This is a genomic window from Ensifer sp. BR816 (assembly GCF_000378985.1).
Classification (GTDB): Bacteria; Pseudomonadota; Alphaproteobacteria; order Rhizobiales; family Rhizobiaceae; genus Sinorhizobium.
Genome location: NZ_KB905370.1, coordinates 2,310,767 through 2,334,419, shown reverse-complemented (window position 1 = coordinate 2,334,419; position 23,653 = coordinate 2,310,767). Strand labels below are relative to the sequence as shown.

Here is a 23,653-nt window from a genome sequence, read left to right as displayed (position 1 = left end):
TAAGCCGTCTACCACAAGACCGTCCACGAATGCATCTCTTTCTCATCATTCAATCGAACCAAAGAGGAAGACATCATGGCGATCTATCAGGGTAAGAAGGCGATCGTGGTCGGCGGCACCCACGGTATGGGGCTGGCGACGGTCAGGCTGCTCGTCAATGGCGGCGCTGAAGTGCTCCTGACCGGACGCAACGAGGAGAATATCGCCAAAGTCAGAGAGGAGTTCGGTCCGAGCGTTCACGCCCTGCCCTCGGATATCGCCGATCTCAGCGATATAGCGGTCCTTGGCGCCTCCGCCGGCCAGAAGCTTGGGGCCATCGACCTCCTTCACGTCAATGCCGGCATTTCCGAACTCGAGCCTTTCGATCAGGTCAGCGAAGCCTCCTACGATCGCCAGTTTGCGGTCAACACCAAGGGCGCCTTCTTCACCGTGCAGCGCCTGGCACCGCTGATCCGCGAGGGCGGTTCGATCGTCTTCACCTCCTCCGTTGCAGACGAGGGTGGGCATCCGGGCATGAGCGTCTACAGCGCCACCAAGGCCGCACTCGTCTCCTTCGCCTCGGTGCTGGCGGCAGAGCTCCTGCCGCGCGGCATCCGGGTCAACTCGGTGAGTCCCGGCTTCGTCGACACGCCGACCAAGGGTGCCGCCGGCCTTACCGATGCGGAACGCGCGGAGTTCAAGGCGCTGGGCGATGCGATCACGCCGATGAAGCGCAACGGTACCGCCGACGAGGTGGCCCGTGCGGTGTTGTTCCTCGCCTTCGAGGCCACCTTCACAACGGGGGCAAAGCTCGCCGTCGACGGCGGCCTCGGCCAGAAACTTTCCGTCCCCGCGTGAGACAAACGTACTTCCTTCCCAAGAAAGCAAAATCAATGAGCAAGATCTCCATTCTCGGGCTTGGCGCGATGGGTGCCGCGCTTGCCGCAACCCTCATCCGCAACGGTCATGACGTGACCGTCTGGAACCGGACGGCCTCTCGCAGCGAACCGCTCGCCTCGGCCGGCGCAACTGTCGCCGCGAGCCCCGCCGCGGCTATCGCGGCGAGCGATTTGACGATCCTCTGCGTCGTCGACTACACAGCGGCACACGCAGTCCTTGCCGACGCGGAGCCGGTTCTCGCAGACCGCGATCTCGTCAACCTGACCAATGGCACGCCGGGAGACGCGAAGAGTCTCGCCGCGTTTCTAGAGGCCAAGGGTGCGGCCTATCTCGACGGTGGCATCATGGCGATCCCGCCGATGATCGGCGACGATGGCGCGCTGATCCTCTACAGTGGTTCAGCGGAATTGTTCGAAAGGCACAAGGCAGCACTCAACGCGCTCGCGGCAAGCCACTATCTCGGCGACGATCCGGGCCTCGCGGCACTCTACGACCTTGCTCTGCTCTCGGGGATGTACGGGCTCTTCTCCGGCTTCATGCACGCCAGCGCGCTGGTGACGAGCGGCGGTGGCAAGGCGGCCGATTTCCTGTCGCTGTTGCTCCCCTGGCTTCAGGCGATGAGCGGCACTCTGCCGGACCTGGCCAACAAGGTCGACGTCGGCCAGCATGACCGAAACGTAGTCTCGAACCTGGCGATGCAAAGGATTGCCCTCGATAACATTGTCAGGGCAAGCGGTGAACAAGGCGTTGCGCCGGACTTCATCGAGCCGATGCTGCGGCTCGCCGCCCGCCGTGTCGCCGACGATCATGGCGCCGACGACATCTCAGGCGTGATTGAAATCATCCGGCCGCAAAAATGAATCGGATTTCAAGCCGATAGAGCCGCCACTTGAATCGAGTTGGCAAACCGTTGAATCGCATTGTGAGCGACAACAAAAAAGCCCGCCGGAATCGGCGGGCTCTTTGCATGCGGCAAAGCTGATCTTACCTGCAAGCGGCGCAGAAACGCTGGATGCGCCGGCAAGCCTCTTCCAGCAGCGCCTCGGAGGTCGCATAGGAGATGCGGAAGTTCGGGCCGAGGCCGAAGGCCGAACCATGTACCACCGCGACACCTTCCGCTTCGAGAAGCTCGGAGACGAAGTCCTCGTCGGTCTCGATGACCTTGCCCGACGGGGCGGTCTTGCCGATCAGCCCAGCGCAGGAGGGATAGACGTAGAAGGCGCCTTCCGGCGTCGGGCAGGAGATGCCGTTCGCCTGGTTCAGCATCGACACGACGAGGTCGCGGCGGCCCTGGAAGATCTCCTTGTTGCGCGGGATGAAATCCTGCGAGCCGTTCAGCGCCTCGACGGCCGCCCACTGCGCGATCGAGGTGGCGCCCGAGGTCTGCTGGCCCTGGATCATGTCCATCGCCTTGATGAGCGGCAAGGGGCCCGCGGCATAGCCGATACGCCAGCCGGTCATCGCATAGGCCTTCGAAACGCCGTTCATCGTCAGGGTGCGGTCGTAAAGACCGGGCTCGACCTCGACCGGCGTCGCGAACTTGAAGTCGCCATAGGTCAGGTGCTCGTACATGTCGTCTGTCAGCACCCAGACATGCGGATGCTTCATCAAGACGTCGGTCAGCGCCTTGAGCTCGTCATGCGAATAGGCGGCACCGGACGGGTTCGAGGGCGAGTTGAAGACGAACCACTTGGTCTTCGGCGTGATAGCCTTGTCGAGATCCTCGGCCTTGAGCTTGAAATTGTTTTCCTGTGTCGTCGCGACGAAGACCGGCGTGCCGCCGCACAGCGCCACCATCTCCGGATAGGAGACCCAATAGGGCGCCGGGATTACAACTTCATCGCCCGGATTGAGGGTTGCCATGAAGGCGTTGAAAAGAATCTGCTTTCCGCCAGTGCCGACGATCGTCTGTGCAGCCGTATAGTCGAGATTGTTCTCGCGCTTGAACTTCTTGGCGATCGCTTCGCGCAGTTCCGGAATGCCGGAAACCGGCGTGTACTTCGTTTCGCCGCGGTTGATCGCGTCGATCGCCGCCTTCTTGATGTTGTCCGGCGTGTCGAAATCCGGCTCCCCTGCTCCGAGGCCGATGACATCGCGGCCTTTCGCCTTCAATTCGCGGGCTTTCTGCGAAACGGCAATGGTGGCGGAGGGCTTTACACGGGAGAGGGCATCGGCAAGGAAGGCCATGGTGTGAGGTCCTGATCGTTTCGAAACGGGCGTGAGACGCTACGGAACGGAAGACCGGACTCCATAGCGGTTAGGTCTATGTCGAAAGACGCCCGGTCTTGCAAGCGCCCGACGCAGAAAAACCGCGGCCAAGCTGCGTAAAATGCGTCACCATGACAAAGTTTCATCACTGCGATCACGCGGCTCGAGGGATGACCGCGCCCGTCCGTATGTGGCGCCGCCAATCCGGACAATTCGTCTTGAGAATATCCCCGCCCTCCAATGCGAAGGGGCTTTCGATCACAGGATCCTTGCTGCGCTCTACGCCGGAAATCCCATGATCCTCACCCGCCCTTATTTCGCCACAGTAACTGTCCCAGTGCGCCGCAATTCCGTCCTTCAAGAGCCGATATCGAGGCGTCTTCTTCCATTGCGCATGCATTGGCATCGTGGGGGTTTGCTATGGTTCTCGATGACGAAATCGCTTCGGCGCGAACGGGCCGCAACGAGGCGCGCTGGGGGTTTTACCTCGCGCTGGCGGCACTGGCAGTCTGCATGGTGATGATTTTCGGCCTGGTGGTCGAGACGACCGCCGAGGCGGCTCCGGGCGAGCAGGAACAGCACGCCGCTATGCTCGTTTCCCAACCCGCGGCCGCGGCGGTGCTGGGCGGCGAGCGGCAGATTTCCGTGGGCGCGACGCTGCTTGCCGCCGCGCTGACGGCGGGCACCACTTTCGTCATCGGCCACCGGATCGCCGCGACGAGCAAGGCAAGAAGCAGACGCCATGGCCGATAACGAAGACGATCTGCCCGAACGACGTGCCGGCTTCCTTGCCCAGCTCTCGGCTACCGAAACTATCATTGTCGCGATCATCGTAATGATTGCCCTTGCCGGCCTTATGCTGATCGGCAAGGGCTTTTACACGAAAGCGACCGCCGAGCTCTTTGCCGCGGAAAAGCAGGTGGCAAGCCAGTAGCCGGTTGGCACCAGCAGGTCGCTGCAGGTCCTCCTCAACCGCTTGTAATGCGCTCGCTGCGGCGCGCACGTCCGATAAAGCCGTTTTGATCGGATTTGACTTGAAGCCAAGGCGACTGGGCACCAGTTTCTCTCCTGACCTGCAAAGACAATCATGCAGAAGCTTGGAGCGTCGATTCGCATGTGGCACTGGGCAAAAACCAAACCGAGCAAGATCCCCGTCACGCTCCTTTCGCCCGCCCTGCCTCTGGCGGCGGCTCTGTTGCTTTCCGCCGCTCTGCCTGCCGCGGCACAAGAGGCCCGGGAATTCCAGACACAGACGGGAACAGTCCTTGTCGAGACGCTCGCGCACGGGCTCCAGCATCCCTGGGCGGTCGAAGTCCTGCCCGACGGGGCGCTGATCGTTACCGAGCGGCCAGGACGGCTCCGCATCCTCCGCAACGGCGAGCTCTCGCCCGCGGTCGAAGGTGTTCCTGATGTCGCGGAACGTGGCCAGGGAGGCCTGCTCGACGTTGCGCTCGACCCGCAATTTTCCCGCAACCGCACCCTTTACCTCACTTTCGCGACCCGTGGCGACGGCGGTTATGGCACCGCTGTGGCGCGCGCGACGCTCGCCGACGACGAGCGAAGGGTCACGGACGTCAAGGAGATTTTCCGGATGAACCGGTTCACCCGGGCTGGCCAGCACTTTGGCTCGCGCATCGCCATCGACCGCGACGGCAGCCTGTTCTTCGGCATCGGCGACCGCGGCGATGGGGAGCGGGCCCAGGACCCGCGCGACCACGCCGGCGCGATCCTGCACATCAATGCAGATGGTTCCATCCCCTCCTCCAATCCCTATCGCGGCGGGACCGAGGGCCTGCCGGAGATCTGGTCGAAGGGCCACCGCAATCCCCAGGGCCTCACCTTCGATAAGGCCGACGGCAAGCTCTTGACCGTAGAGCACGGCGCGCGCGGCGGCGACGAAGTGAACAATCCCCAGCCCGGCAAGAACTACGGCTGGCCGGTAATCACCTTCGGAAAGGACTATTCCGGCGCGGAGATCGGCGAAGGCACCGCCAAGGAGGGCATGGAGCAGCCGCTCTATTATTGGGATCCGTCGATCGCGCCGGGCGCGCTCGCGGTCTATCGCGGCAACATGTTTCCGGAATGGAACGGCGACCTGCTGGTGGCGGCGCTGAAATACCAGCTGCTGGCGCGGCTTCAACGCGACGACACCGGGGCGATCACCGCCGAGGAACGGCTGTTCGACGGCGAGTTTGGTCGCATCCGCGATGTGATCGTCGCACCGGACGGCGCACTGCTGATGGTGACCGACGAGCAGGATGGCGCCGTTCTCAGAGTTTCGAAGGCACCGACCGAATGAGGGCTCTCAGAGAGAGGCCCTGATTTCCTTTCGGAACATGAATTTCAGCCCGGACCACACCGGGTCCACGGCGCAGACCTTTACGTCGACAAGACTGAGTGGCAGGAAGATATTCCGCAGGGCATCCTCGGTCAGGGTGCTGGCGATGCCGGAGGTGCGCTTCGGCCACGATATCCAAAGCATCCCGCCAGGCTTCAGCCGGTCTGCAAGGGCCGCGGCCTTCGCCTCTAGCCTCGCCATCTCCGTGTCGAAGCAATGGATATAGTCGAATCGGCGCGATGCCGTCCCCTCAATCGCGGTGACGAGGTGGGCAAATCCGGGGAACGCGGAAATCTCCGGCAGATGGGCAGGCACATCGAGAAGCAGCGCGGCCTGCCCGTCGCGCAGGCCGAGCTTCTTCGCGAGCGGCGTTCCCGAATAGCCTGCCGGCTTCACCTTTTGCTCCAATCCGATCGACATGCGCGCTCCCTATTCCCATTCGGGCAGCGAGGATGAGGCTTGCCCCGCCAAAACGCAACTGTTAGAGCGGCGATGCAATCACGGGGCGAAGCTGCTTTGATTGCTTTCCGTACAAGTCGCGCGCCCGGGAGCCCCAAGTGACTCGCATTCAGGCCAATCTCTTTCTGCTGCTTTCCGGCGCGATCTGGGGGGCTGGCTTCGTCGCCCAGTCGACCGCGATGAGTGCGATCGGCCCGCTCTGGTTCATCGGCCTGCGCTTTGCAATCGCCACGCTGGTGGCGCTGCCGTTCGCCCTCATAGAAGCCCGCCGGGCCATATCACCGCTCCCGCGCGGCGCGATGCGCAACTTCATTTTCATCGGCCTCGCGCTTTTCGGTGGAGCCGTGACACAGCAGTTCGGGCTTCTCACCACCACCGTCACCAATTCCGGCTTCCTGACGGGGCTCTATGTCATCTTCGTGCCGGTCCTGACGGTCGTCTTTCTCCGTCGCCGGCCGCACTGGATCATCTGGCCGGCCGCGCTGATGGCAAGTTTCGGCATTTTCCTCTTGAGCGGCGGCACCCTGTCGGGACTGAACGGCGGCGATCTGCTGACGATCGTCTGTGCCCTCTTCTGGTCGATCCAAGTCCTGTTGATCGGCATCTTTGCCGCTGGCACGGGGCGGCCGATGCTTCTGTCGATGACGCAATTTGCCGTCTGCGCTTTGTTGGGAAGCCTGCTTGCTCTTGTCTTCGAGCCCCTCAGTCTCGACATCGTCGATGCCGCCCTGCCGCAGATCCTCTATGCGGGTGTGTTTTCCAGCGGCATCGCCTTCATCTGCCAGGTCGTCGGCCAGCGCTATACGACGGCCCCGCAGGCGGCGATTTTCCTGTCGAGCGAGGCTCTCTTCGCTGCGCTCTTCGGCGTGCTGCTGTTGGACGAGCTTATCACCCCGATCGGCTATCTCGGCTGCATCGTCATCTTCACAGCGATGCTGGTCGTCGAACTCGTGCCGGAACTCACGAAGCGGCGCCGGCAGGCGGCAGAAGCCGCCGCTTAGACCTACAAGATTTAGCTACATTGGGAAGCCAAGCTGGACTTACTATATTACTTATTACTCTACACCACCGCTCTACTTTGCCCTCATTTGAAACAGATGGCCTTCGCGAGCCGCCCGCGATGTTCCTTGTATTTTTTCTGCAAGACAAACAACGCAATCGACTCGGTCGCTTGAACCTTCTCGAAGCATGAGACTTATCAGAGGGTTGCGAGAGAGACGGGGAACTGCCCAACATCAAGGCATGCCTGGGAGCGACAAAACTTGACGCAAACAATCCAAATCTAGGATTGGCCCGTCAAAAAGCTGTGGATTCAAGACCTTGCAGCCTCTCTGGAATATCCATCGCAAAAGCGCCAATTGACCTGTTTTTGAGCAATGAGAAGTCTCAATACCTCACCAGAAAAGTTTTGCTTGCCAATTCAAAACAAACTGATCACTCTTACTGTGTTCGGGCAATTTGCGAACGCGGGAAGATCTTGAAATAAATGCGGGCCGGAGACGCAAGCAACTCCGGGCGGAGAACCGAGGGAGGGCCATTTTGCCATCCTTTCCAAGGTTCGTCGCGATAACAGGACCCTTTCCTCAATTGTCGAGAACTGCCTGCCCCACGCCCTTCTGGGCAAAACTGCAATGCCACCCGTCGACGGGTGGAGAGAAAAGGACCTGACGCATGGCCGAAACTGGCACTGTTAAATTCTTCAACACCGACAAAGGCTTTGGCTTCATCAAGCCTGAAAATGGTGGTGCAGATATCTTCGTACATATTTCAGCCGTACAGGCCTCCGGCCTGAGCGGTCTGAGCGAGAACCAGAAAGTCTCCTTCGATACCGAGCCGGATCGCCGCAGCAAGGGCCCGAAGGCGGTCAATCTGCAGATCGTCGGCTAACGCCGCTCTCTGTCAATAATTGCATTTGTAGCCCGGCATTTTTGCCGGGTTTTTTCGTTCAGGCTCCGTTCAGTTTGGGCTATATACAGTCCGCTCATCATGAAAGCCGGGCCTTCAGTCCGGTTCCTCCATGCACAGGATTGAAGCCCATGAACAAGTTCCTCAAAGCAACCGTTCTCTCGCTCGCCGCGGCCGCCATGGTCCTCCCAACGTTCGGCACGGCCCAAGCAGGCGACGATCACGATGATGCGTGGGCAGCAGGCGCAGTGGGTCTGGTGACAGGCACGCTTATCGGAACCGCGATCGGTTCACAGCCACGCTATTACAGCGAACCCACCTATATCGATCCGGAGCCGGAATATTACGAGCCACGTCCGGTTTACCAGCCCCGTCCCGTCTACCGCGCCCGCCCGGCCTATCGTCAGGTTGTCGTCGACAGCTACGACCTTGAGCCTTGGACACCGGCTTGGTACCGCTATTGCTCGCAGCGCTACCGCTCCTTCGATCCGGACAGCGGCACCTTCGTTGGCTATGACGGCCGCAGCCATTTCTGCACCGCCGGCTGATCAGAGCGTCGCCCAATTTTAGACGAGAACCCCCGTGCCTCATATGAGTCACGGGGTTTTTATCCCTGTAATCCGATCAGAGCCCGCGCAGATACGGGTTGGTGCGGCGCTCCTCGCCGATCCGTCCGCCCGGCCCGTGGCCGCAGATGAAACCGACGTCGTCGCCGAGCGGCAGGACCTTGTCGCGGATGGAATCGAGGAGTTGTTGATGATCGCCCCCCGGCAGGTCGGTGCGGCCGATCGAGCCGTGAAACAGCACGTCCCCGACATGGGCGAAGTTCTGGGCGCGGTTGAAATAAACGACGTGCCCGGGGGCATGGCCCGGGCAATGCAGCACTTCGAAGACGTGATCGCCGAAGGAGACCGTGTCGCCGTCTTCGAGCCACTGGTCCGGCAGGACGTTCTGCACCTTCATCGCCAGGCCGAAGCGCTCCGCCTGGCTCTCCAGCCGCTCGAGCAGAGGCAGGTCATCCTTGTGCGGACCGATGATTTCGAGGCCCAGTGCCGCCTTCAATTCCTTGGCGCCGCCGGCATGATCGATATGGCCGTGCGTCAGCCAGATCGCCTTCAGGGTGATACCGTTTTCGCGGATCGTCTGGAGGATGACGTCGACATCGCCGCCGGGATCGACGATCACGCCTTCCTTCGTGTCGCTGTCGAACAACACGGTGCAGTTCTGCTGAAAATGGGTAACCGGGATGATGCCCGCCTGTAACATGCCGACCGCCTCGTGCTTACATCGCAAATAGGCGGTAAACGCCGCCACGCCACCTATAGCGATATATGGACGCGGAAACAGTGCAAATCAGCGAAGCGCGACAATTTCCGTCGTGTTCGCCCCGGTCGGCAACTGCACCGTGGTCAGCAACAGCGCGGATACGGCGAGTTTCGCCGCCACGACAACAAGGACCAGCGGGCGCAAACGCTGGGCGGCAAGCTTGGCCTCGTCGACGGTCTCATACTGCATTTTCCGCACTCCCCGCTGATCATGCCCTTTGGGCAGACGTCGAGACTTCATCCAGTTCCTCGGTGATCGAGAGGCGCCTCGCCACATCGGCAATCGTTTCTCCACCGTCGGCCCAGGCAACGCTCGGCGCCGGCAATATGTTTCATGTTCACATTTCCTGATGTCACGCGGGGAACATCCGGGGTGCGCGGTGCGTTTGGCCCGCATCATAGAAGAGGAGCAAGACGATGAAGACCCTCTCCCCCCACCTGTTCAAAGCGGTCGCGGCAGCGGGTTTGATCCTCGCCGCAGGCATTTCGACCGCTGCCGCGGCGATGAGCGCGACGGCCGTGACTGATCTCAATGTGCGCGCCGGCCCCGGCCCACAATATCCGATCGTCGGCATGGCGGCGCGCGGCAGCACGACCGTGCTCGAGGGCTGCATCGAAGGCAGCCTCTGGTGCCGCGTCAGTGTCGGCGGCGTCAGCGGCTGGGCCTACGCCAGGTATCTCTCCGCCGACCAGAGCGGGTCGACGGTGGTAATTTCCGAACGGCGCGCAGAACTCGGCGTTCCGGTCGTGACCTACGAGGCGACCGGCAGCACCGTGGCCACGCCGGCCGAGCCGCTGGAGCTGATAGGGCCGGTGGAAGAGGTCGATGCCATCACGCCGCCCCAGGCCGTTGGCACCTACATCACCTCCAACCCGGTGGACCCGGTCTATCTTGATGGCGAGGTGGTTCTCGGCGCCACATTGCCGAACACCGTGGCCGTCCGGCCGATCCCGGACTACAACTACGAATATGTGATGGTGAACGGGCAGCCGGTGCTTGTGGAACCGTCCACGCGGCGGATTGTCTATATCTACCGCTAACCATCCTACGCGCCCGCGTTTTTTCAGGCGCACAAAGGTGGGATTGCTGCATGTGTCGTTGACGCTGTCCTATTCCAGGACACATGCAGTCGCTTTGCAGGTTCCTAATCCGCAGCGCGCACAAACGCGCTGCGGATTTTTTCGTGGCGGCCAACGCGCCGCCCCTGCCTCACAGTGCCGCGACGGAATTTGAACGCTATTCCCTTCATCAGGCATAGAATTGTGTCAACAAAGCTGACATGTCTTTCTATATATGTCGCAGAGTGCAATCTGCCTTGAAAGGAAATGACCGCGTGGCCGGCCAATCCAGGGACAACAGCCAGTTCATGACCGATGTCGCTCGCAAGGATGAAGACACGATCGATTTCGAGATCATCGAATTGCTGTTCTTTGCCTATCGCGACTTCACCGGCGATCCGGATGCCATCCTCGAAAAAAGGGGCTTCGGCCGCGCGCACCACCGCGTCGTGCACTTCGTCAATCGGGAGCCGGGCATGACGGTGGCCGACCTTCTCGAAACGCTGAAAATTACCAAGCAGAGCCTCGCCCGCGTCCTCAAGCAATTGATCGACTCAGGCTATATTCGCCAGGTAACCGGTCCGGAGGACAGGCGTCAGCGCATGCTCTATACGACGAAAGAGGGCCAGGCTTTGGCAAGGGCACTCGCAGAGCCACAGTCCCGCCGCATAGCGGATGCATTGGCGAAGACAGGTCCGGGGGCGCGCGAAATCGTCAAGCGGTTTCTCGTCAACATGAAGAACAGCGCCGCGGACTGATGCCCGCACTTTGATACGCGGTCATTCATGTTCGGGAGGAGGACGCATTGATCAGCCGATCGCGCGATCCAGAGGGGAAACAAGGCTCTGCCGAGAATGAAGGTTTGCCAAGGATGATAGCCAAAGCGAAAGTGGCCGATGATGCAGCGCATCTTCTGATCGTGGATGACGACCGGCGCATTCGCGACCTGCTCAACCGTTATCTGGTCGAACAGGGATATCGCGTGACGACGGCCGCCGACGCCGACGAAGCAAGACGAAAGCTCATCGGACTCGATTTCGACCTGCTGATCGTCGACGTGATGATGCCCGGCGAAAGCGGCATCTCCCTGACGCAGAGCCTGAGACAGATCAAGACCGTGCCGATCATCATGCTGACCGCGCTCGCCGAGGCGAATTCACGCATCGAGGGCCTTGAGGCGGGCGCCGACGACTACCTGCCGAAGCCCTTCGAGCCGCGCGAACTCGTGCTCCGGATCAGCAACATACTGCGCCGAAACCAGCCCACACAGGCGCCGAAGGTCGATCAGGTCATTTTCGGCCCCTACACGTTTTCGGTCGTGCGCAAGGAGCTTCGCCGCGGTGCCGAGCACATTCGGCTGACCGACCGCGAACAGGAGATCATGACCCTGTTTTCGCAACGCGCCGGCGAAACCATTCCGCGTCACGAATTGATCGGCGACGACGCCGAGGTCGGCGAGCGGACGATCGACGTGCAGATCAACCGGCTGCGGCGCAAGATCGAGGACGACCCGTCCAATCCCGTCTGGCTGCAGACGGTGCGCGGCGTCGGCTATCGATTGAGTGTAGACTAGTCTAGGGTCCGCTTCGGCATCCCGTTTTGACATCGGACCGCTTCGGCAAAGACGCAGACGACGATGGTAAGCTTTGACAGCCTCAGGCGCAACAGATCGAGCAGCGCCGACAGCGCCTGGAAGCGCCTCACCCGCTGGCTGCGCCGCCGCCTGCCGATGGGGCTTTATGCCCGCTCGCTGCTGATCGTCGTCATTCCGATGGTGCTGCTGCAGTCGGTCGTTGCCTTCGTCTTCATGGAGCGCCACTGGCAGCTCGTCACGCAACGACTCTCGGCCGCGGTCACCAACGACATCGCGGCGATCGTCGACCTGATCACGACCTTTCCGCAAGACGGCGACATAGACCAGATTGTCCGCATCGCCCGCGACGAACTCGACCTCAACATCGCCGTCGAACCGGGCGGCGACCTGCCGCCACCCCGGCCCAAGCCCTTCTTCGAAATTCTCGACCAGATCCTCAGCGAAGAGATCTCCAACCAGATCCGCCGTCCTTTCTGGATCGACACGGTCGGCAACTCGAAAATCGTCGAGATCCGCATCAAGCTCGAAGACGGCCGCATTCTCCGCGTCTATGCACGACGCAACCAGGCATATGCGTCGAACACGCATATCTTTCTCGTCTGGATGGTTGGCGCGTCGCTCGTCCTACTGGCGATCGCGATCCTCTTCCTGCGCGGACAGATCCGGCCGATCCTGGCGCTTGCCAGTGCTGCGGAGAGCTTCGGCAAGGGCCAGAAGATCGATGACTTCGCCCCGCGTGGTGCCGAAGAAATCCGCCGCGCCGGCCTCGCCTTCATCCTGATGCGCGAACGCATCGAACGCCAGATCGAACAGCGGACGGCCATGCTGACCGGTGTCAGCCACGATTTGCGCACGATCTTGACGCGTTTCAAGCTGCAGCTCGCACTCGCCGGCGACAATCCGGATCTCGACAGCCTCAATCAAGATGTCGAGGACATGCAGAACATGCTGGAAGGCTATCTCGCCTTCGTCCGCGGCGAGGCGGAAGAGGATGTCGGCGAGTTGAGGCTCAGCGACCTGATGGCCCGGCTCGCCGCCGAGGCCGAGCTTTACGGCAAGACGCTGACCACCTCGATCGAGGGAGAGGACAATATTCGGGTCCGGCCGAACGCCTTTACGCGCCTCGTCGCCAATCTGGCGTCGAACGCCAATCGCTACGCCGACACGGTGCGGATCGAGGCACGCCATACGTCCAAATGGCTGACAATCACAGTCGACGATGACGGTCCCGGGGTTCCGGAGCGGTCGCGCGAGGATGTCTTCAAGCCGTTCTTCCGCCTGGATGAAGCGCGCAATCTCGACAGTTCTGGCACGGGCCTAGGGCTCGCGATTGCGCGCGACATCGCCCGAAGCCACGGCGGCAATGTCACGCTCGGCAACAGCCCGCTTGGTGGGCTGCGCGCCACGGTGCGCGTCCCGACGTAAGACCGGTTCTCGAAATTGCTATCGCGAATAGGTCGAGGTCATACCACCCCGTTCGTTGACGCGGCGCCAAGTTCTGTCTCGAACATCATGTCGCCTCACATCAGCTTTCTGCCATTCGGAACCGGCTTGTCAGTCGCGGCCAGTACAATCGCGCCCTCTTCGTCTGCAAAGCCGAGCGTCAGAACTTCGGAGCGGAAAGGGCCGATCTGGCGCGGCGGGAAATTGACCACGCCCAGTACCTGCCGGCCGATAAGGTCCTCCGGCCTGTAGTGCACAGTGATCTGGGCCGACGACTTTCTTATGCCGATCTCCGGACCGAAGTCGATCCTCAGTTTGAAGGCGGGCTTGCGCGCCTCGGGAAAGACCTCGGCCTCGACGATTGTGCCGACGCGAATATCGACTCGTTCGAAATCGGCAAACTCAATGACGTCCGACATCACAATCCCTCGGTATATTGGCGCTTTGAAGAAGATCCGACCGCGCCCGGCTCTCGTCACAGAGTGCGACGTTTTCGACTGCCGCGAGCGATCGGCGCCAGCCGCGCAGACACCCAAAGCGGAATGTCTTGGTCCGATGGTCGCGCGCGTGCCTTAGCCGGCAAGTTCTTCGGCGCGCGTGCGCGCAGCCGCGATGGCCCGGTCGAAAAGCGGCTGCATGCCATCGTCCGCCATCAGGATTGCGAGAGCCGCGGCGGTGGTGCCACCCGGCGACGTGACGTTCTGGCGCAACCGTGCGGCGTCGTCGGGGGACTGATGTAGGAGCTCACCAGCCCCCGCGACGGTTTCCCGAGCGAGCCGCATGGCAAGGTCCGCCTCGAGGCCGAGCTTTCGCCCCGCCTCCGCCATGCACTCGACGAGATAGAAGACGTAGGCCGGTCCGCTTCCGGAAACCGCAGTCACTGTATCGATGTCGGCTTCGGTGGCAACCCATTCGACCGGCCCGCTGACCTTCAGGAGATCATGAACGAGCGCGCGTTGCTTTTCGGTCACGCGGACGTTGGCGAAAGCGCCCGTGACGCCGCGGCCGATCATCGCCGGCGTGTTCGGCATCGCCCGCACGACCGCCGCTTCGCCGAGATGGTGCTCGATAAAACCGAGCGTCTTGCCGGCCGCGACGGAAACGATCACCGTGTCGGGGCCGACGAGTCCTTTGAGCGGCGGCAGCGCCGCCTCCATGACCTGCGGCTTCACGGCCAGAAAGACCACACCCGCCTGGACGCCTCCGGGTGCGGTGGCCGCATGGCCCACGCCATTGTCAGCGATCAATTTCGCCATCGCCGGAGGCGGTCCTGGATCGATGACGAGGACATCACCACCGCTGACGCCGCTCTTGATCCAGCCGCCGAGCATGGCGCCGCCCATATTGCCGGCACCGACAAGAACGATGGGACCGGAAACGGCGATGCTCATCTCATGCCTCCCCAACGGTCGCGAACAGGACGGCATCGACGGCGCGCTGCGCGTCCATGCCGGACCAGACGACGAACTGGAACGCCTGGAAATAGGTTTCGCAGGCATCGAGCGCGCTCGACAACAACACTTCCACCTGCCGGTTCGTCGGCTCGGCGCCACCGGCAAGCAAGAGAGATTGCCTGAAGATGATGACCTCTTCTTGGCGCCAGAGATCGAAATGCCCCATCAGCACCTGACCGTTGATCTGCGAGAGCAGGCGGATCACCTCGTTGACGCGGCTTTCCGAAACCTTGATGTCGAAGGCGCAGGCGAGATGCAGCGCCTCGAATTCCTCCATCCAGGAAAAGGAAACATGATAGTCCGCCCACCGGCCTTCGACCGTCATGGCGATCTCGTCTTCGCCGGACCGCTCGAAAGACCAGTCATTGTTGGCGGCGACGAACTCGATCATATCGACCGGGTTGGACTGGCGCTCGACTTCCATTTCCAAAAGGCTCATGCATCACCCTAAAGGCACGGCGCAGGCGCGCAAGATCGCGTTCACAAGACGCAACGCTGCAAACCCGACACCGGATACCGACACACTATGATTGCTGGACCTGCGACTATCCTGGCTTACTTACCCTGCCCGGAGCTTGCGTGGCCCGTTTCGAATCATCATTTAAAATCAGTGTATAACGGCAGAGTCACCCTGCCAGCCCCTGAACCGAAAAATTGCAGGGAAGAACTCTCGTCGCCTTAGGATTTCGATTCAGCGCGGATGCTTAAACGACTCTGCGATAAGGGTTTTTTGGCAGTGTCCACAGGTGGAAAACTTTTCAGCTTTCATTAACCCTGAGGCTGAAGCAGCGATTGCGACGCAAATCACCGGCTCGCGAGTCGGCCGGCCACGGAAATCGCCAGATTCCGGTGGCGCTTGAGCCGTCGGCATGGCGGCTCAAAGGCAAGATTCCAAGTCGTTGCGCCCGCTGGGGGCGACCTTCTACAGCTATTTGCCGGTCGTAACGTCCGCGCCTGCCTGTCCTGCCGTGCCGAGGCGGGCTTCCAGCGCCGCGATGCGCGCGAGCAAAGCGTCGTTTTCTTCGCGCGCCTTGGCGGCCATCTCCTTGACGGCCTCGAACTCCTCGCGCTTCACCACGTCGAGCGAATTCAGCCAGCTTTCGGCCTGCGCCCGAAAGGCCGTTTCAACCTCCCGCCGCACACCCTGGGCCGCACCGGCAGCATCCGTCATAAGCTTGGCCAGATCATCGAGAATGCGATTGGGCCCTGTGCTCATCGTATTTGTCTCCGTTTCACTCCCGCACTACATGCGGCGTGCTTTGTCGATTTCAGGTAGGGTCGTCCGGGCAAGGATGCAAGGAAAATAAGAGCCTACGACCTGAAGACCGGGCCGGCAGCTTGACCCCGCCGGTTTCGATCGTCATGTTCCGCCCAACCAATCGGCCGGTATGAGAGAAGACCTTGGAAACACTTGCAAGCCGCCTTGCCATTCTCCCCTTCCCCGAAATCGATCCCGTGATCTTCACGATCGGGCCGCTCGCCGTGCACTGGTATGGCCTCGCCTATGTCGCCGGCATCCTGCTCGGCTGGCTCTACGCCCGGCGCATGGTCCAGAAACCCGCGCTTTGGCGCAGCGACGCCCCCCCCGTCAACCTGACGCAGCTCGATGATTTCCTGCTCTGGGCGGCCGGTGGCATCGTGCTTGGCGGACGCCTCGGCTACACCCTCTTCTACGACCTCGCCTCGGTGCTGCAAGACCCGATCCGCGCCGTCGAGATCTGGAACGGAGGCATGTCGTTCCACGGCGGGCTTCTTGGCACCACTTTGGCCATTATTCTGTTTGCCCGCAGGAACGCCATCCCCATCTGGAGCCTGCTCGACGTCGTGGCGGCCGTCGTGCCGATCGGCCTCTTCTTCGGCCGTATCGCCAATTTCATCAACGGCGAACTCTGGGGGCGGCTGTCATCGATGCCCTGGGCGGTCGTCTTCCCGACCGGGGGGCCTTTCCCGCGCCACCCGAGCCAGCTCTACGAGGCCCTTCTCGAGGGCCTTCTGCTGCTCGCTGTGCTTGCCTATTTGGTTTATCGACGCAAAGCCTTGAGGACGCCCGGCTTCGTCACCGGCATCTTTGTCTGCGGTTACGCCGCAAGCCGTATTTTCGTCGAATTCTTCCGCGAACCGGACGCGCAGATCGGCTATCTTGCCGGCGGCTGGCTGACCATGGGCATGGTGCTTTCGCTGCCGATGGCTTTGGTCGGACTATGGGCCATTGCGCGGGCGCGCAGGGCGGCAGCCGCCGCCGCATAACTGGACGGGTGCATGACGAATCCTCTCGCCGACAAGATCAAGGCGCTGATAAGGACCAACGGGCCGATCAGCGTCACCGATTATTTTTCCCTCTGCCTCGCCGATCCGCAGCACGGCTATTATCGCGTTCGCGAGCCCTTCGGACCGACCGGCGACTTTACGACGGCGCCGGAGATCAGCCAGCTCTTCGGGGAAATGATCGGCATATTCCTGGTTCACGCCTGGCAGGAGCATGGCTCGCCGATGCACGCGACCATTGCCGAAATCGGGCCGGGCCGCGGCACGATGATGTCGGATATCCTGCGGGTCGTCGCGCGCCTGGCGCCCGATCTCTATGCCGCCGCCAATGTTCATCTCGTCGAGACCAGCGAAAGGCTGCGCAAGATTCAGGCTGAAACGCTCGCCGCCCATGAAGGCAAGGTGCATTGGCACGCAAGTTTCGAAAGCTTGCCCTCCGGCTTCCTGCTTCTCGCCGCGAACGAGCTTTTCGACGCGATCCCGATTCGCCAGTTCGTGCGAACCGCACAGGGGTTCCGGGAACGCATGATCGGGCTCGATGCCGACGACGAACTGGCCTTCGCCGCCGGTGTGGCTGGCATCGATCCGTCCCTGCTGCCGACGCCGGCGCAATCAGTCGCCGAAGGCACGATCTTCGAGATCGCTCCAGCACGCGACGCGGTGATGGCAGCGCTTTGCGAGCGTCTCCGCGTCAATGGCGGCACGGCGATCCTGATCGACTACGGCCATCTTTCGACCGGCTACGGTGATACGCTGCAGGCCGTCCGCGACCACCACTACGATCCCCCGCTTGCCCATCCGGGGCGGGCCGACCTCACCAGCCATGTGGACTTCGAGCAACTGGCGCTGCGCGCCAAGGTGGAGGGCCTGCAGGTGAGCGGCCTCGCCCACCAGGGCGACTTCCTGGTCGGCCTCGGCTTGCTGGACCGTGCTGCGGCTCTCGGCCGCGACAAGGATATGGCGACTCAGGAAAGTATCCGTGACGATGTCGAGCGACTTGCCGGTGCCGGCGCCGGAAATATGGGCGAACTGTTCAAGGTCCTGGTCGTCAGCAGTCCGGAAGTGACTTTGGCGCCGTTCCGGAAGAAGGTCCGGTAGCACATACGCAGCGCGATCTCGCTCCGCCACCCCATTTCGTTGCGGTTCTCGAAGGGGAATTGCCGGCGCGGGCGGGACGCCGTCTCGATGCTCCACGATTGACAGCCCCGGCCCGCCGGGCCAACATCGCCCGGCAAATCAGCCGGAATCATCGGGCCGGACGCGCCCTCAATCCAACGAAACCAAGTAAATACAAGGGCGAGAACACCGAATGCAGGACGACGCCTCGCTTTCACCCGTGCAGAGTCCGCTCTTCGGCGCCGAGGCGGGGCCGGAGATTGACCATGGCTACTTCACCCGCCAGGGCGGCGTTTCCGAGGGCATTTATCGCGGCCTCAATGTCGGCCTCGGCTCCCATGACGATCGCGAACGCGTCGGCGAGAACCGCGCCCGGGTCGCCCGCTGGTTCAACGCCGAGCCGCGACGTCTTGCAACGGTTCATCAGATCCATTCCCCCGATGCAATCATCGTCGACGACAGCTACGACGGCGCGCGTCCGGATGCCGATGCGCTGGCGACGGCGACGCCGGGGATCGTCCTCGGCGTCCTTTCGGCCGATTGCGGCCCGGTGCTCTTCGCCGACCGCCAGGCGCGCGTCATCGGCGCCGCCCATGCCGGTTGGAAGGGAGCGCTCGGCGGCGTGCTCGAAAGCACGATCGACGCAATGGTCTCGCTCGGCGCCAGCCGGAAGCGCATCGTCGCCTGTCTCGGACCATCGATCAGCCGCCAGCACTACGAGGTCGGCCCCGAATTCGTCGAACGCTTCCTGGCGGCCGACGACAGCTACGGATCCTTCTTCAGTCCCTCTGGCCGCAACGGCCATGCCCTGTTCGACCTGCCGGGCCTGACGGTCCGGCGGCTCATGGATGCCGGTGTGACGGCGGAAAACCTCGACATATGCACCTATGCCGACGAGGACCGCTTCTTCTCCTATCGCCGCACCACGCACCGGCAGGAACCCGACTACGGGCGGCAGATATCCGCAATATGCATACGGGAGGCTTGATATGGCGCTTCACTTCGCCGAAGAGGAATATGCATCGCGCCTGGCGCGGCTTACGGCCAGGATGCAGGAAGAAAGGCTCGATGCCATCCTCCTCTTCGCGCAGGAGAGCATGTACTGGCTGACCGGTTACGATACGTTCGGCTATTGCTTCTTCCAGACGCTCGTCGTCAAGCAGGACGGCTCGATGGTGCTGCTCACGCGTTCGGCCGATCTGCGTCAGGCGCGCCACACCTCCAACATTGAGCGCATCGAGATCTGGGTGGACCGCGTCAACGCCGACCCCGCCATGGACCTCAAGAACCTTTTGAGCGAGCTCGACCTGCTCGGCTGCCGCATTGGCGTCGAATACGACACGCATGGCATGACCGGCAGGACGGCGCGCCTCGTCGACAATCAACTCTCCACATTCGGCGAGTTGCTTGACGCATCGATGCTTGTCAGCCGCCTGCGCCTCGTCAAGAGCCCGGCCGAGATCGCCCATGTCGAGAAGGCCGCGAGCCTTGCCGACGATGCGCTCGACGCGGCCTTGCCGCTGATCCGCCCGGGCGGCAGCGAGGCCGACATCCTCGCCGCCATGCAGGGCGCCGTCTTTGCCGGCGGAGGCGACTACCCAGCCAACGAATTCATCATCGGCTCCGGCGCCGATGCGCTGCTCTGCCGGTACAAGGCCGGCCGGCGCTCGCTCGATGCCAATGACCAGCTCACGCTCGAATGGGCGGGCGTCAGCGCGCACTACCATGCGGCGATGATGCGCACGATCGTGATCGGCGAACCCACCAACCGCCACCGCGAGCTCTACAGCGCCTGCCGCGAGACGATCCAGGCGATCGAGATGGTGCTCCGGCCAGGCAACACCTTCGGAACGGTCTTCGACGTCCATGCGAAGATCATGGACGAGCGCGGTCTCGCTCGCCATCGCCTGAACGCCTGCGGGTATTCGCTCGGCGCCCGCTTCTCGCCCTCCTGGATGGAACACCAGATGTTCCACGTCGGCAACCCGCAGGAGATCGAGCCGGACATGTCGCTCTTCGTGCACATGATCATCATGGACTCCGACAGCGGGGCGGCCATGACGCTTGGCCAGACCTATCTGACGACCACCGAGAGCCCGAGGCCTTTGTCGCGCTACGGACTGGACTTCATATCTGCGTAAGGAAATCGTCCTATGCTTTCCGGCGAGAAGTGAGCAGAAGCGCGGCAGCCGGTTTTCCGGCCGCCGGCCTCGCCGAGATCGAGCCAGACGGTGGGAACGATGCGTAAGCAGATCATGCCTATCGCAAGCCTTGGCCTTGCCGCAGCCCTTGCCGGCTGCAACACCACGGACGCCTTGATCCCGCAAGTGGACGTGGGCGGCGGCACCTTCCGCTCGCCACCGGTGACGCAGTCCGACCTGGAAGCCATGTCCACGCAGACGGCGGTGATGCCGGTGGAAAGCGTGCCGGCAAACCGCACCGCCGCCTTCGCGGCGCAGCCGAATGTTTCCAGTCCGCCGACACAATACGCGGCCGGCCACACCGATTATACGGATCCCGCCGGTACCCTTGAAGGCCAGGCAAACCGCCTCGCCGAGGGCGCGGCACCGGTGCAGACGATGCAGCCCCAGCCGGTGCAGGCAGAAAATCCGACGCCGCAGGCAGAAAGTACGGCGCCGTCCGAGGAAGAAACCGCAGAGCCGCCTGCGCAGCCTGACGTCGCAAGCGCACCGGAAGAAACGAAACAGGCCGCCGCTTCGCCGGCTGCCGCAGCGACCGGCTCAGGCGGCATTCGCTTCCTGCCGATCATCGGCGCTCCGGTTCAGGCGGTCACGCCGCTGTCGAAACAGCTCGGCGCCTCGGCTCGGGCGCAAGGGCTTACCATCAAGAGTTCCAGCGACACCACGAGCAACCATATCCTCAAGGGCTATTTTTCGGCGCTCAACGACGGCGGCAAGACGACGGTCGTCTATGTCTGGGACGTCCTGGACGGCAGCGGCAACCGCCTGCACCGCATCCAGGGACAGGACTCGGTGACAAGCAGCGCCGCCGAGCCGTGGAGTGCCGTGCCGCCCGAAACAATGCAGGCAATCGCCAGCAAGACGATCGACGCCTACCTCGAATGGCGCCGTTCCCAGCCCGGTTGACGCAAAGTTTTTAGGATAATAGGCGCTGCGGCGCAGCAATCCCCTTGCATTCACCTTCAAGGACGCTAAAAAGCGGCCGATCAGCTCTGACAGCGGCCATCGCAGCGATTGCCCGCGATCGGAATGGCTCAGGGAATCTGCGCGGACAATCCAGACCCGGACTGCACCGGACGGTGGCCGCGCCAGCTCAAGGCGGACCGTCTATGAAGGTTTTCGCAGGCAATTCGAACCGGCTGCTGGCCGAAGCGATCTGCAACTATCTCAATCTGCCGCTCGGCAAAGCCACGGTGCGGCGCTTCGCCGACCAGGAAATCTTCGTCGAGATCGGCGAGAACGTGCGCGGCGAGGATGTGTTCATCGTCCAGTCGACGTCCTTCCCGACAAACGATCATCTGATGGAACTGCTCATCATGATCGACGCCGTCCGCCGATCCTCGGCCCGCCGCATCACCGCCGTGCTCCCCTATTTCGGCTACGCCCGGCAGGACCGCAAGCCCGGACCGCGCACGCCGATTTCCGCCAAGCTGGTCGCCAACCTCATCACCGAAGCAGGCGCCGACCGCGTTCTCACCCTCGACCTCCACGCCGGCCAGATCCAGGGCTTCTTCGATATCCCGACCGACAATCTCTACGCGGTGCCGATCCTGGCGCGCGACGTCAAGGAGAACTACGACCTCAAGAACGTCACGGTCGTGTCGCCGGACGTCGGCGGCGTCGTCCGCGCCCGCGCGCTTGCCAAGCGCCTCGACTGTCTGCTGGCGATCGTCGACAAGCGTCGCGATCGCCCCGGCGAATCGGAGGTGATGAACGTCATCGGTGACGTCCACGGCAAGGATTGCATCCTGATCGACGACATCGTCGATTCCGGCGGCACGCTCTGCAACGCCGCCGAGGCGCTGCTCAAGAACGGCGCCACCAGCGTCACCGCCTATATCACGCACGGCGTGCTCTCCGGCGGCGCGGTCGCCCGCGTCACCTCCTCGATGCTGAAGGAACTGGTGATCACCGACTCCATTCAGCCGACGACGGCCGTGCAATCGGCACACAATGTTCGCGTCATCTCGACCGCCGGCCTGATCGGCGAAGCGATCAGCCGCACCAGCCAGGAAGAATCGGTCTCGAGCCTCTTTGACTGAGGTTCCATACCGGGCCAACGGTCTCTCGAAAGTTGGCGCTGGCCGCGCTTAAATGCGGCCGGCCGGTTATCTTTTTTCGTCCAGCATATATGACGCCGCTTCGCCAGCGGGCATCGCATCGCTCGAATAGGTGAAGGTGCCGTGCTCCCTGACCTCCCGTGCGGCACGCACCAGCGCGCCAAGCGCTGCCCGGGCGAAGGAGCCTCCGACACTGATACGCTTGACGCCGGCCTCCTGCAGTTCCTTGACCGTAAAAATTTGCCCGGTCAGGCCCATGACGACGTTGACCGGTCGCCTGACGGAAGAGCAGACCGTTCGGATCGCCTCGAGACTTGGCAGCCCAGGGGCGTAAAGAACGTCCGCACCAGCCTCCTCGAATGCAACAAGGCGCCGGATCGTATCGTCCAGATCAGGTCGCCCATGCAGGAAGTTTTCCGCCCGCGCGGTCAAAATGAAAGGGTGCTTGCGGGCCGCTTCAGCAGCGGCGGCAATTCGTTCCACGGCCAAACCAAACTCGAAAATTGGGTCGTCCGGATCGCCGGTGGCGTCTTCAATAGAACCACCGACGAGACCAACCTCCGCCGCCATCGAAACCGTCGTGGAACAGTCCTGCGGATTGGCGCCAAAACCGTCCTCCAAGTCGGCCGACACGGGCAGATCGGTCGCTTCGACGATATTTCTGGCATTCTGCAGGATCGCATCGCGCGAGATTGCCGCTGCCGAATCCCGCCTGCCGATGGAGAAGGCGAAACCGGCGCTCGTCGTAGCCAAAGCCTCGAACCTAAGCGCCGTGAGGATGCGTGCAGAGCCGGCATCCCAAGGATTGGGCATAACGAAAGACCCCGGTCGCTCGTGCAATGCACGGAAGGTCTGATGCTTGCTCGCCTGATTGTCCATGCGTCACCTCTCGCAGACTATGGCGAGAGATAGCATTTATCGAACAAAAGCGGAACACTCAAATTCGACGGATCAGCGCTGGATCGGTACCGCACAAGCCTCGCCGCCGCCGAAGAGACGCGACCTCGTGAGGAAGCGCTTCTCGCGGCCATTGTCGAGCGAGAACATCCCGCCTCTTCCCGGCACCACGTCGATGATGAGTTGCGTATGCTTCCAGACTTCGAACTGGCTGGCGCTGATATAGACCGGCACGCCATCGATTTCGCCGAGCTTCACGTCGTTGTCGCCGACGATGTAGTCATCCGCCGGGTAGCACATCGGCGACGAGCCGTCGCAGCAGCCGCCCGACTGGTGAAACAGGATATCCGGATGATCGCGGCGGATTTCGCGGATGAGTTCGATCGCGGCATCGGTCGCAAGCACCCGCGGCTCGCCATTGGTTTCCGTCATCATTCCCTCCTTCCAGGA

At 62.3% G+C, this 23,653-nt stretch carries 28 protein-coding genes; 18 read left to right on the top strand and 10 right to left on the bottom strand.

The window, feature by feature from the left end; genetic code table 11:
- Positions 1–75 precede the first annotated feature (75 nt).
- Together RHIBR816_RS0111270 and RHIBR816_RS0111265 are read left to right on the top strand one after the other, a co-directional pair.
- Entirely contained in the window at positions 76–837 is a 762-nt protein-coding gene (locus tag RHIBR816_RS0111270) for an SDR family oxidoreductase (protein WP_018236646.1), read from the top strand.
- Between the two features lie 35 nt (positions 838–872).
- Complete coding sequence (locus RHIBR816_RS0111265) at positions 873–1,739, top strand: NAD(P)-dependent oxidoreductase (protein ID WP_018236645.1); 867 nt, start codon at positions 873–875, stop codon at positions 1,737–1,739.
- Between the two features lie 124 nt (positions 1,740–1,863).
- On the opposite strand, the gene RHIBR816_RS0111260 is transcribed toward RHIBR816_RS0111265, so the two are convergent.
- A complete protein-coding gene (locus tag RHIBR816_RS0111260; RefSeq protein ID WP_018236644.1) occupies positions 1,864–3,066 on the bottom strand; it encodes a pyridoxal phosphate-dependent aminotransferase in 1,203 nt (400 codons plus the stop codon).
- Positions 3,067–3,507: 441 nt separating this feature from the next.
- Here RHIBR816_RS0111260 and RHIBR816_RS0111250 point away from each other — a divergent pair, with 441 nt between their 5' ends.
- The 3 genes from RHIBR816_RS0111250 (at position 3,508) to RHIBR816_RS0111240 (ending at position 5,386) form a co-directional block, all read left to right on the top strand.
- Positions 3,508–3,840 carry a hypothetical protein gene (locus tag RHIBR816_RS0111250; RefSeq protein WP_018236642.1) on the top strand — a complete coding sequence of 111 codons (333 nt, stop codon included), beginning with the start codon at positions 3,508–3,510 and terminating at the stop codon, positions 3,838–3,840.
- Complete coding sequence (locus tag RHIBR816_RS0111245; protein ID WP_018236641.1) at positions 3,830–4,021, top strand: hypothetical protein; 192 nt, start codon at positions 3,830–3,832, stop codon at positions 4,019–4,021. The genes RHIBR816_RS0111250 and RHIBR816_RS0111245 overlap by 11 nt, the downstream gene beginning before the upstream one ends.
- A gap of 153 nt (positions 4,022–4,174) precedes the next feature.
- Positions 4,175–5,386: a PQQ-dependent sugar dehydrogenase gene (locus RHIBR816_RS0111240; RefSeq protein WP_018236640.1), complete on the top strand. Its 1,212-nt coding sequence runs from the start codon at positions 4,175–4,177 to the stop codon at positions 5,384–5,386.
- Positions 5,387–5,392: 6 nt separating this feature from the next.
- Here RHIBR816_RS0111240 and RHIBR816_RS0111235 read toward each other — a convergent pair whose 3' ends face one another.
- The gene (locus RHIBR816_RS0111235; protein ID WP_018236639.1) at positions 5,393–5,845 is read right to left on the bottom strand and encodes a hypothetical protein; all 453 of its coding nucleotides are present in this window, start codon (positions 5,843–5,845) and stop codon (positions 5,393–5,395) included.
- A gap of 137 nt (positions 5,846–5,982) precedes the next feature.
- Between RHIBR816_RS0111235 and RHIBR816_RS0111230 the strand changes: the two genes are divergently transcribed.
- From RHIBR816_RS0111230 to RHIBR816_RS0111220, 3 genes are all read left to right on the top strand, one after another.
- Positions 5,983–6,885 carry a DMT family transporter gene (locus RHIBR816_RS0111230; protein WP_018236638.1) on the top strand — a complete coding sequence of 301 codons (903 nt, stop codon included), beginning with the start codon at positions 5,983–5,985 and terminating at the stop codon, positions 6,883–6,885.
- A 670-nt stretch (positions 6,886–7,555) separates the two neighbouring features.
- Positions 7,556–7,771 (top strand): cold-shock protein, encoded by a 216-nt coding sequence (locus RHIBR816_RS0111225; protein ID WP_018236637.1) that lies wholly within the window; start codon positions 7,556–7,558, stop codon positions 7,769–7,771.
- Positions 7,772–7,920: 149 nt separating this feature from the next.
- Positions 7,921–8,337 (top strand): BA14K family protein, encoded by a 417-nt coding sequence (locus RHIBR816_RS0111220; protein WP_018236636.1) that lies wholly within the window; start codon positions 7,921–7,923, stop codon positions 8,335–8,337.
- Positions 8,338–8,413: 76 nt separating this feature from the next.
- On the opposite strand, the gene RHIBR816_RS0111215 is transcribed toward RHIBR816_RS0111220, so the two are convergent.
- Entirely contained in the window at positions 8,414–9,055 is a 642-nt protein-coding gene (locus RHIBR816_RS0111215; protein ID WP_018236635.1) for an MBL fold metallo-hydrolase, read from the bottom strand.
- 87 nt (positions 9,056–9,142) lie between these two features.
- Positions 9,143–9,304 carry a hypothetical protein gene (locus RHIBR816_RS37910; protein ID WP_018236634.1) on the bottom strand — a complete coding sequence of 54 codons (162 nt, stop codon included), beginning with the start codon at positions 9,302–9,304 and terminating at the stop codon, positions 9,143–9,145.
- A gap of 227 nt (positions 9,305–9,531) precedes the next feature.
- On the opposite strand from RHIBR816_RS37910, the gene RHIBR816_RS0111205 reads away from it, so the two are divergent.
- From RHIBR816_RS0111205 to RHIBR816_RS0111190, 4 genes are all read left to right on the top strand, one after another.
- A complete protein-coding gene (locus tag RHIBR816_RS0111205; protein WP_018236632.1) occupies positions 9,532–10,155 on the top strand; it encodes a DUF1236 domain-containing protein in 624 nt (207 codons plus the stop codon).
- 293 nt (positions 10,156–10,448) lie between these two features.
- Positions 10,449–10,931 carry a MarR family winged helix-turn-helix transcriptional regulator gene (locus RHIBR816_RS0111200; RefSeq protein WP_018236631.1) on the top strand — a complete coding sequence of 161 codons (483 nt, stop codon included), beginning with the start codon at positions 10,449–10,451 and terminating at the stop codon, positions 10,929–10,931.
- 113 nt (positions 10,932–11,044) lie between these two features.
- Entirely contained in the window at positions 11,045–11,746 is a 702-nt protein-coding gene (locus RHIBR816_RS0111195) for a response regulator (RefSeq protein ID WP_018236630.1), read from the top strand.
- A 63-nt stretch (positions 11,747–11,809) separates the two neighbouring features.
- Positions 11,810–13,192, top strand: coding sequence for an ATP-binding protein (locus RHIBR816_RS0111190; RefSeq protein ID WP_018236629.1), 1,383 nt, complete (start codon positions 11,810–11,812; stop codon positions 13,190–13,192).
- Positions 13,193–13,287: 95 nt separating this feature from the next.
- Here RHIBR816_RS0111190 and RHIBR816_RS0111185 read toward each other — a convergent pair whose 3' ends face one another.
- From RHIBR816_RS0111185 to RHIBR816_RS0111170, 4 genes are all read right to left on the bottom strand, one after another.
- On the bottom strand, positions 13,288–13,629 hold the full coding sequence (locus tag RHIBR816_RS0111185; protein ID WP_018236628.1) for a tRNA-binding protein: 342 nt from the start codon (positions 13,627–13,629) through the stop codon (positions 13,288–13,290).
- A 153-nt stretch (positions 13,630–13,782) separates the two neighbouring features.
- Entirely contained in the window at positions 13,783–14,601 is an 819-nt protein-coding gene (gene proC / locus RHIBR816_RS0111180; protein WP_018236627.1) for a pyrroline-5-carboxylate reductase, read from the bottom strand.
- Position 14,602: 1 nt separating this feature from the next.
- Complete coding sequence (locus tag RHIBR816_RS0111175) at positions 14,603–15,103, bottom strand: YbjN domain-containing protein (RefSeq protein ID WP_026186872.1); 501 nt, start codon at positions 15,101–15,103, stop codon at positions 14,603–14,605.
- A 489-nt stretch (positions 15,104–15,592) separates the two neighbouring features.
- Positions 15,593–15,880 (bottom strand): accessory factor UbiK family protein, encoded by a 288-nt coding sequence (locus tag RHIBR816_RS0111170; RefSeq protein ID WP_018236625.1) that lies wholly within the window; start codon positions 15,878–15,880, stop codon positions 15,593–15,595.
- 185 nt (positions 15,881–16,065) lie between these two features.
- On the opposite strand from RHIBR816_RS0111170, the gene lgt reads away from it, so the two are divergent.
- The 6 genes from lgt to RHIBR816_RS0111140 all read left to right on the top strand — a co-directional run bounded on the left by lgt (position 16,066) and on the right by RHIBR816_RS0111140 (position 22,288).
- Positions 16,066–16,911: a prolipoprotein diacylglyceryl transferase gene (gene lgt, locus RHIBR816_RS0111165; protein WP_018236624.1), complete on the top strand. Its 846-nt coding sequence runs from the start codon at positions 16,066–16,068 to the stop codon at positions 16,909–16,911.
- Between the two features lie 12 nt (positions 16,912–16,923).
- Positions 16,924–18,027: a class I SAM-dependent methyltransferase gene (locus RHIBR816_RS0111160; RefSeq protein ID WP_018236623.1), complete on the top strand. Its 1,104-nt coding sequence runs from the start codon at positions 16,924–16,926 to the stop codon at positions 18,025–18,027.
- Between the two features lie 211 nt (positions 18,028–18,238).
- Positions 18,239–19,033 carry a peptidoglycan editing factor PgeF gene (gene pgeF / locus RHIBR816_RS0111155; protein WP_018236622.1) on the top strand — a complete coding sequence of 265 codons (795 nt, stop codon included), beginning with the start codon at positions 18,239–18,241 and terminating at the stop codon, positions 19,031–19,033.
- 1 nt (position 19,034) lies between these two features.
- Positions 19,035–20,186, top strand: a complete 1,152-nt coding sequence (locus tag RHIBR816_RS0111150; RefSeq protein WP_018236621.1) for a Xaa-Pro peptidase family protein — start codon at positions 19,035–19,037, stop codon at positions 20,184–20,186.
- A 99-nt stretch (positions 20,187–20,285) separates the two neighbouring features.
- Positions 20,286–21,152 (top strand): hypothetical protein, encoded by an 867-nt coding sequence (locus tag RHIBR816_RS0111145; RefSeq protein WP_018236620.1) that lies wholly within the window; start codon positions 20,286–20,288, stop codon positions 21,150–21,152.
- Positions 21,153–21,355: 203 nt separating this feature from the next.
- Complete coding sequence (locus RHIBR816_RS0111140) at positions 21,356–22,288, top strand: ribose-phosphate pyrophosphokinase (RefSeq protein WP_018236619.1); 933 nt, start codon at positions 21,356–21,358, stop codon at positions 22,286–22,288.
- A gap of 66 nt (positions 22,289–22,354) precedes the next feature.
- Here RHIBR816_RS0111140 and RHIBR816_RS0111135 read toward each other — a convergent pair whose 3' ends face one another.
- Together RHIBR816_RS0111135 and RHIBR816_RS0111130 are read right to left on the bottom strand one after the other, a co-directional pair.
- On the bottom strand, positions 22,355–23,185 hold the full coding sequence (locus RHIBR816_RS0111135) for an oxaloacetate decarboxylase (protein ID WP_018236618.1): 831 nt from the start codon (positions 23,183–23,185) through the stop codon (positions 22,355–22,357).
- A gap of 72 nt (positions 23,186–23,257) precedes the next feature.
- A complete protein-coding gene (locus RHIBR816_RS0111130) occupies positions 23,258–23,638 on the bottom strand; it encodes a DUF779 domain-containing protein (RefSeq protein WP_018236617.1) in 381 nt (126 codons plus the stop codon).
- Positions 23,639–23,653: the final 15 nt, after the last annotated feature.

Bases quoted from the DNA above. Each gene is read 5' to 3' on its own strand.
- RHIBR816_RS0111270 (WP_018236646.1), top strand. From the start codon at position 76: ATGGCGATCTATCAGGGTAAGAAGGCGATCGTGGTCGGCGGCACCCAC.
- RHIBR816_RS0111265 (WP_018236645.1), top strand. From the start codon at position 873: ATGAGCAAGATCTCCATTCTCGGGCTTGGCGCGATGGGTGCCGCGCTT.
- RHIBR816_RS0111260 (WP_018236644.1), bottom strand. From the start codon at position 3,066: ATGGCCTTCCTTGCCGATGCCCTCTCCCGTGTAAAGCCCTCCGCCACC.
- RHIBR816_RS0111250 (WP_018236642.1), top strand. From the start codon at position 3,508: ATGGTTCTCGATGACGAAATCGCTTCGGCGCGAACGGGCCGCAACGAG.
- RHIBR816_RS0111245 (WP_018236641.1), top strand. From the start codon at position 3,830: ATGGCCGATAACGAAGACGATCTGCCCGAACGACGTGCCGGCTTCCTT.
- RHIBR816_RS0111240 (WP_018236640.1), top strand. From the start codon at position 4,175: ATGCAGAAGCTTGGAGCGTCGATTCGCATGTGGCACTGGGCAAAAACC.
- RHIBR816_RS0111235 (WP_018236639.1), bottom strand. From the start codon at position 5,845: ATGTCGATCGGATTGGAGCAAAAGGTGAAGCCGGCAGGCTATTCGGGA.
- RHIBR816_RS0111225 (WP_018236637.1), top strand. From the start codon at position 7,556: ATGGCCGAAACTGGCACTGTTAAATTCTTCAACACCGACAAAGGCTTT.
- RHIBR816_RS0111220 (WP_018236636.1), top strand. From the start codon at position 7,921: ATGAACAAGTTCCTCAAAGCAACCGTTCTCTCGCTCGCCGCGGCCGCC.
- RHIBR816_RS0111215 (WP_018236635.1), bottom strand. From the start codon at position 9,055: ATGTTACAGGCGGGCATCATCCCGGTTACCCATTTTCAGCAGAACTGC.
- RHIBR816_RS37910 (WP_018236634.1), bottom strand. From the start codon at position 9,304: ATGCAGTATGAGACCGTCGACGAGGCCAAGCTTGCCGCCCAGCGTTTG.
- RHIBR816_RS0111205 (WP_018236632.1), top strand. From the start codon at position 9,532: ATGAAGACCCTCTCCCCCCACCTGTTCAAAGCGGTCGCGGCAGCGGGT.
- RHIBR816_RS0111195 (WP_018236630.1), top strand. From the start codon at position 11,045: ATGATAGCCAAAGCGAAAGTGGCCGATGATGCAGCGCATCTTCTGATC.
- RHIBR816_RS0111190 (WP_018236629.1), top strand. From the start codon at position 11,810: ATGGTAAGCTTTGACAGCCTCAGGCGCAACAGATCGAGCAGCGCCGAC.
- RHIBR816_RS0111185 (WP_018236628.1), bottom strand. From the start codon at position 13,629: ATGTCGGACGTCATTGAGTTTGCCGATTTCGAACGAGTCGATATTCGC.
- proC (WP_018236627.1), bottom strand. From the start codon at position 14,601: ATGAGCATCGCCGTTTCCGGTCCCATCGTTCTTGTCGGTGCCGGCAAT.
- RHIBR816_RS0111175 (WP_026186872.1), bottom strand. From the start codon at position 15,103: ATGAGCCTTTTGGAAATGGAAGTCGAGCGCCAGTCCAACCCGGTCGAT.
- RHIBR816_RS0111170 (WP_018236625.1), bottom strand. From the start codon at position 15,880: ATGAGCACAGGGCCCAATCGCATTCTCGATGATCTGGCCAAGCTTATG.
- RHIBR816_RS0111160 (WP_018236623.1), top strand. From the start codon at position 16,924: ATGACGAATCCTCTCGCCGACAAGATCAAGGCGCTGATAAGGACCAAC.
- pgeF (WP_018236622.1), top strand. From the start codon at position 18,239: ATGCAGGACGACGCCTCGCTTTCACCCGTGCAGAGTCCGCTCTTCGGC.
- RHIBR816_RS0111150 (WP_018236621.1), top strand. From the start codon at position 19,035: ATGGCGCTTCACTTCGCCGAAGAGGAATATGCATCGCGCCTGGCGCGG.
- RHIBR816_RS0111145 (WP_018236620.1), top strand. From the start codon at position 20,286: ATGCGTAAGCAGATCATGCCTATCGCAAGCCTTGGCCTTGCCGCAGCC.
- RHIBR816_RS0111140 (WP_018236619.1), top strand. From the start codon at position 21,356: ATGAAGGTTTTCGCAGGCAATTCGAACCGGCTGCTGGCCGAAGCGATC.
- RHIBR816_RS0111135 (WP_018236618.1), bottom strand. From the start codon at position 23,185: ATGGACAATCAGGCGAGCAAGCATCAGACCTTCCGTGCATTGCACGAG.
- RHIBR816_RS0111130 (WP_018236617.1), bottom strand. From the start codon at position 23,638: ATGATGACGGAAACCAATGGCGAGCCGCGGGTGCTTGCGACCGATGCC.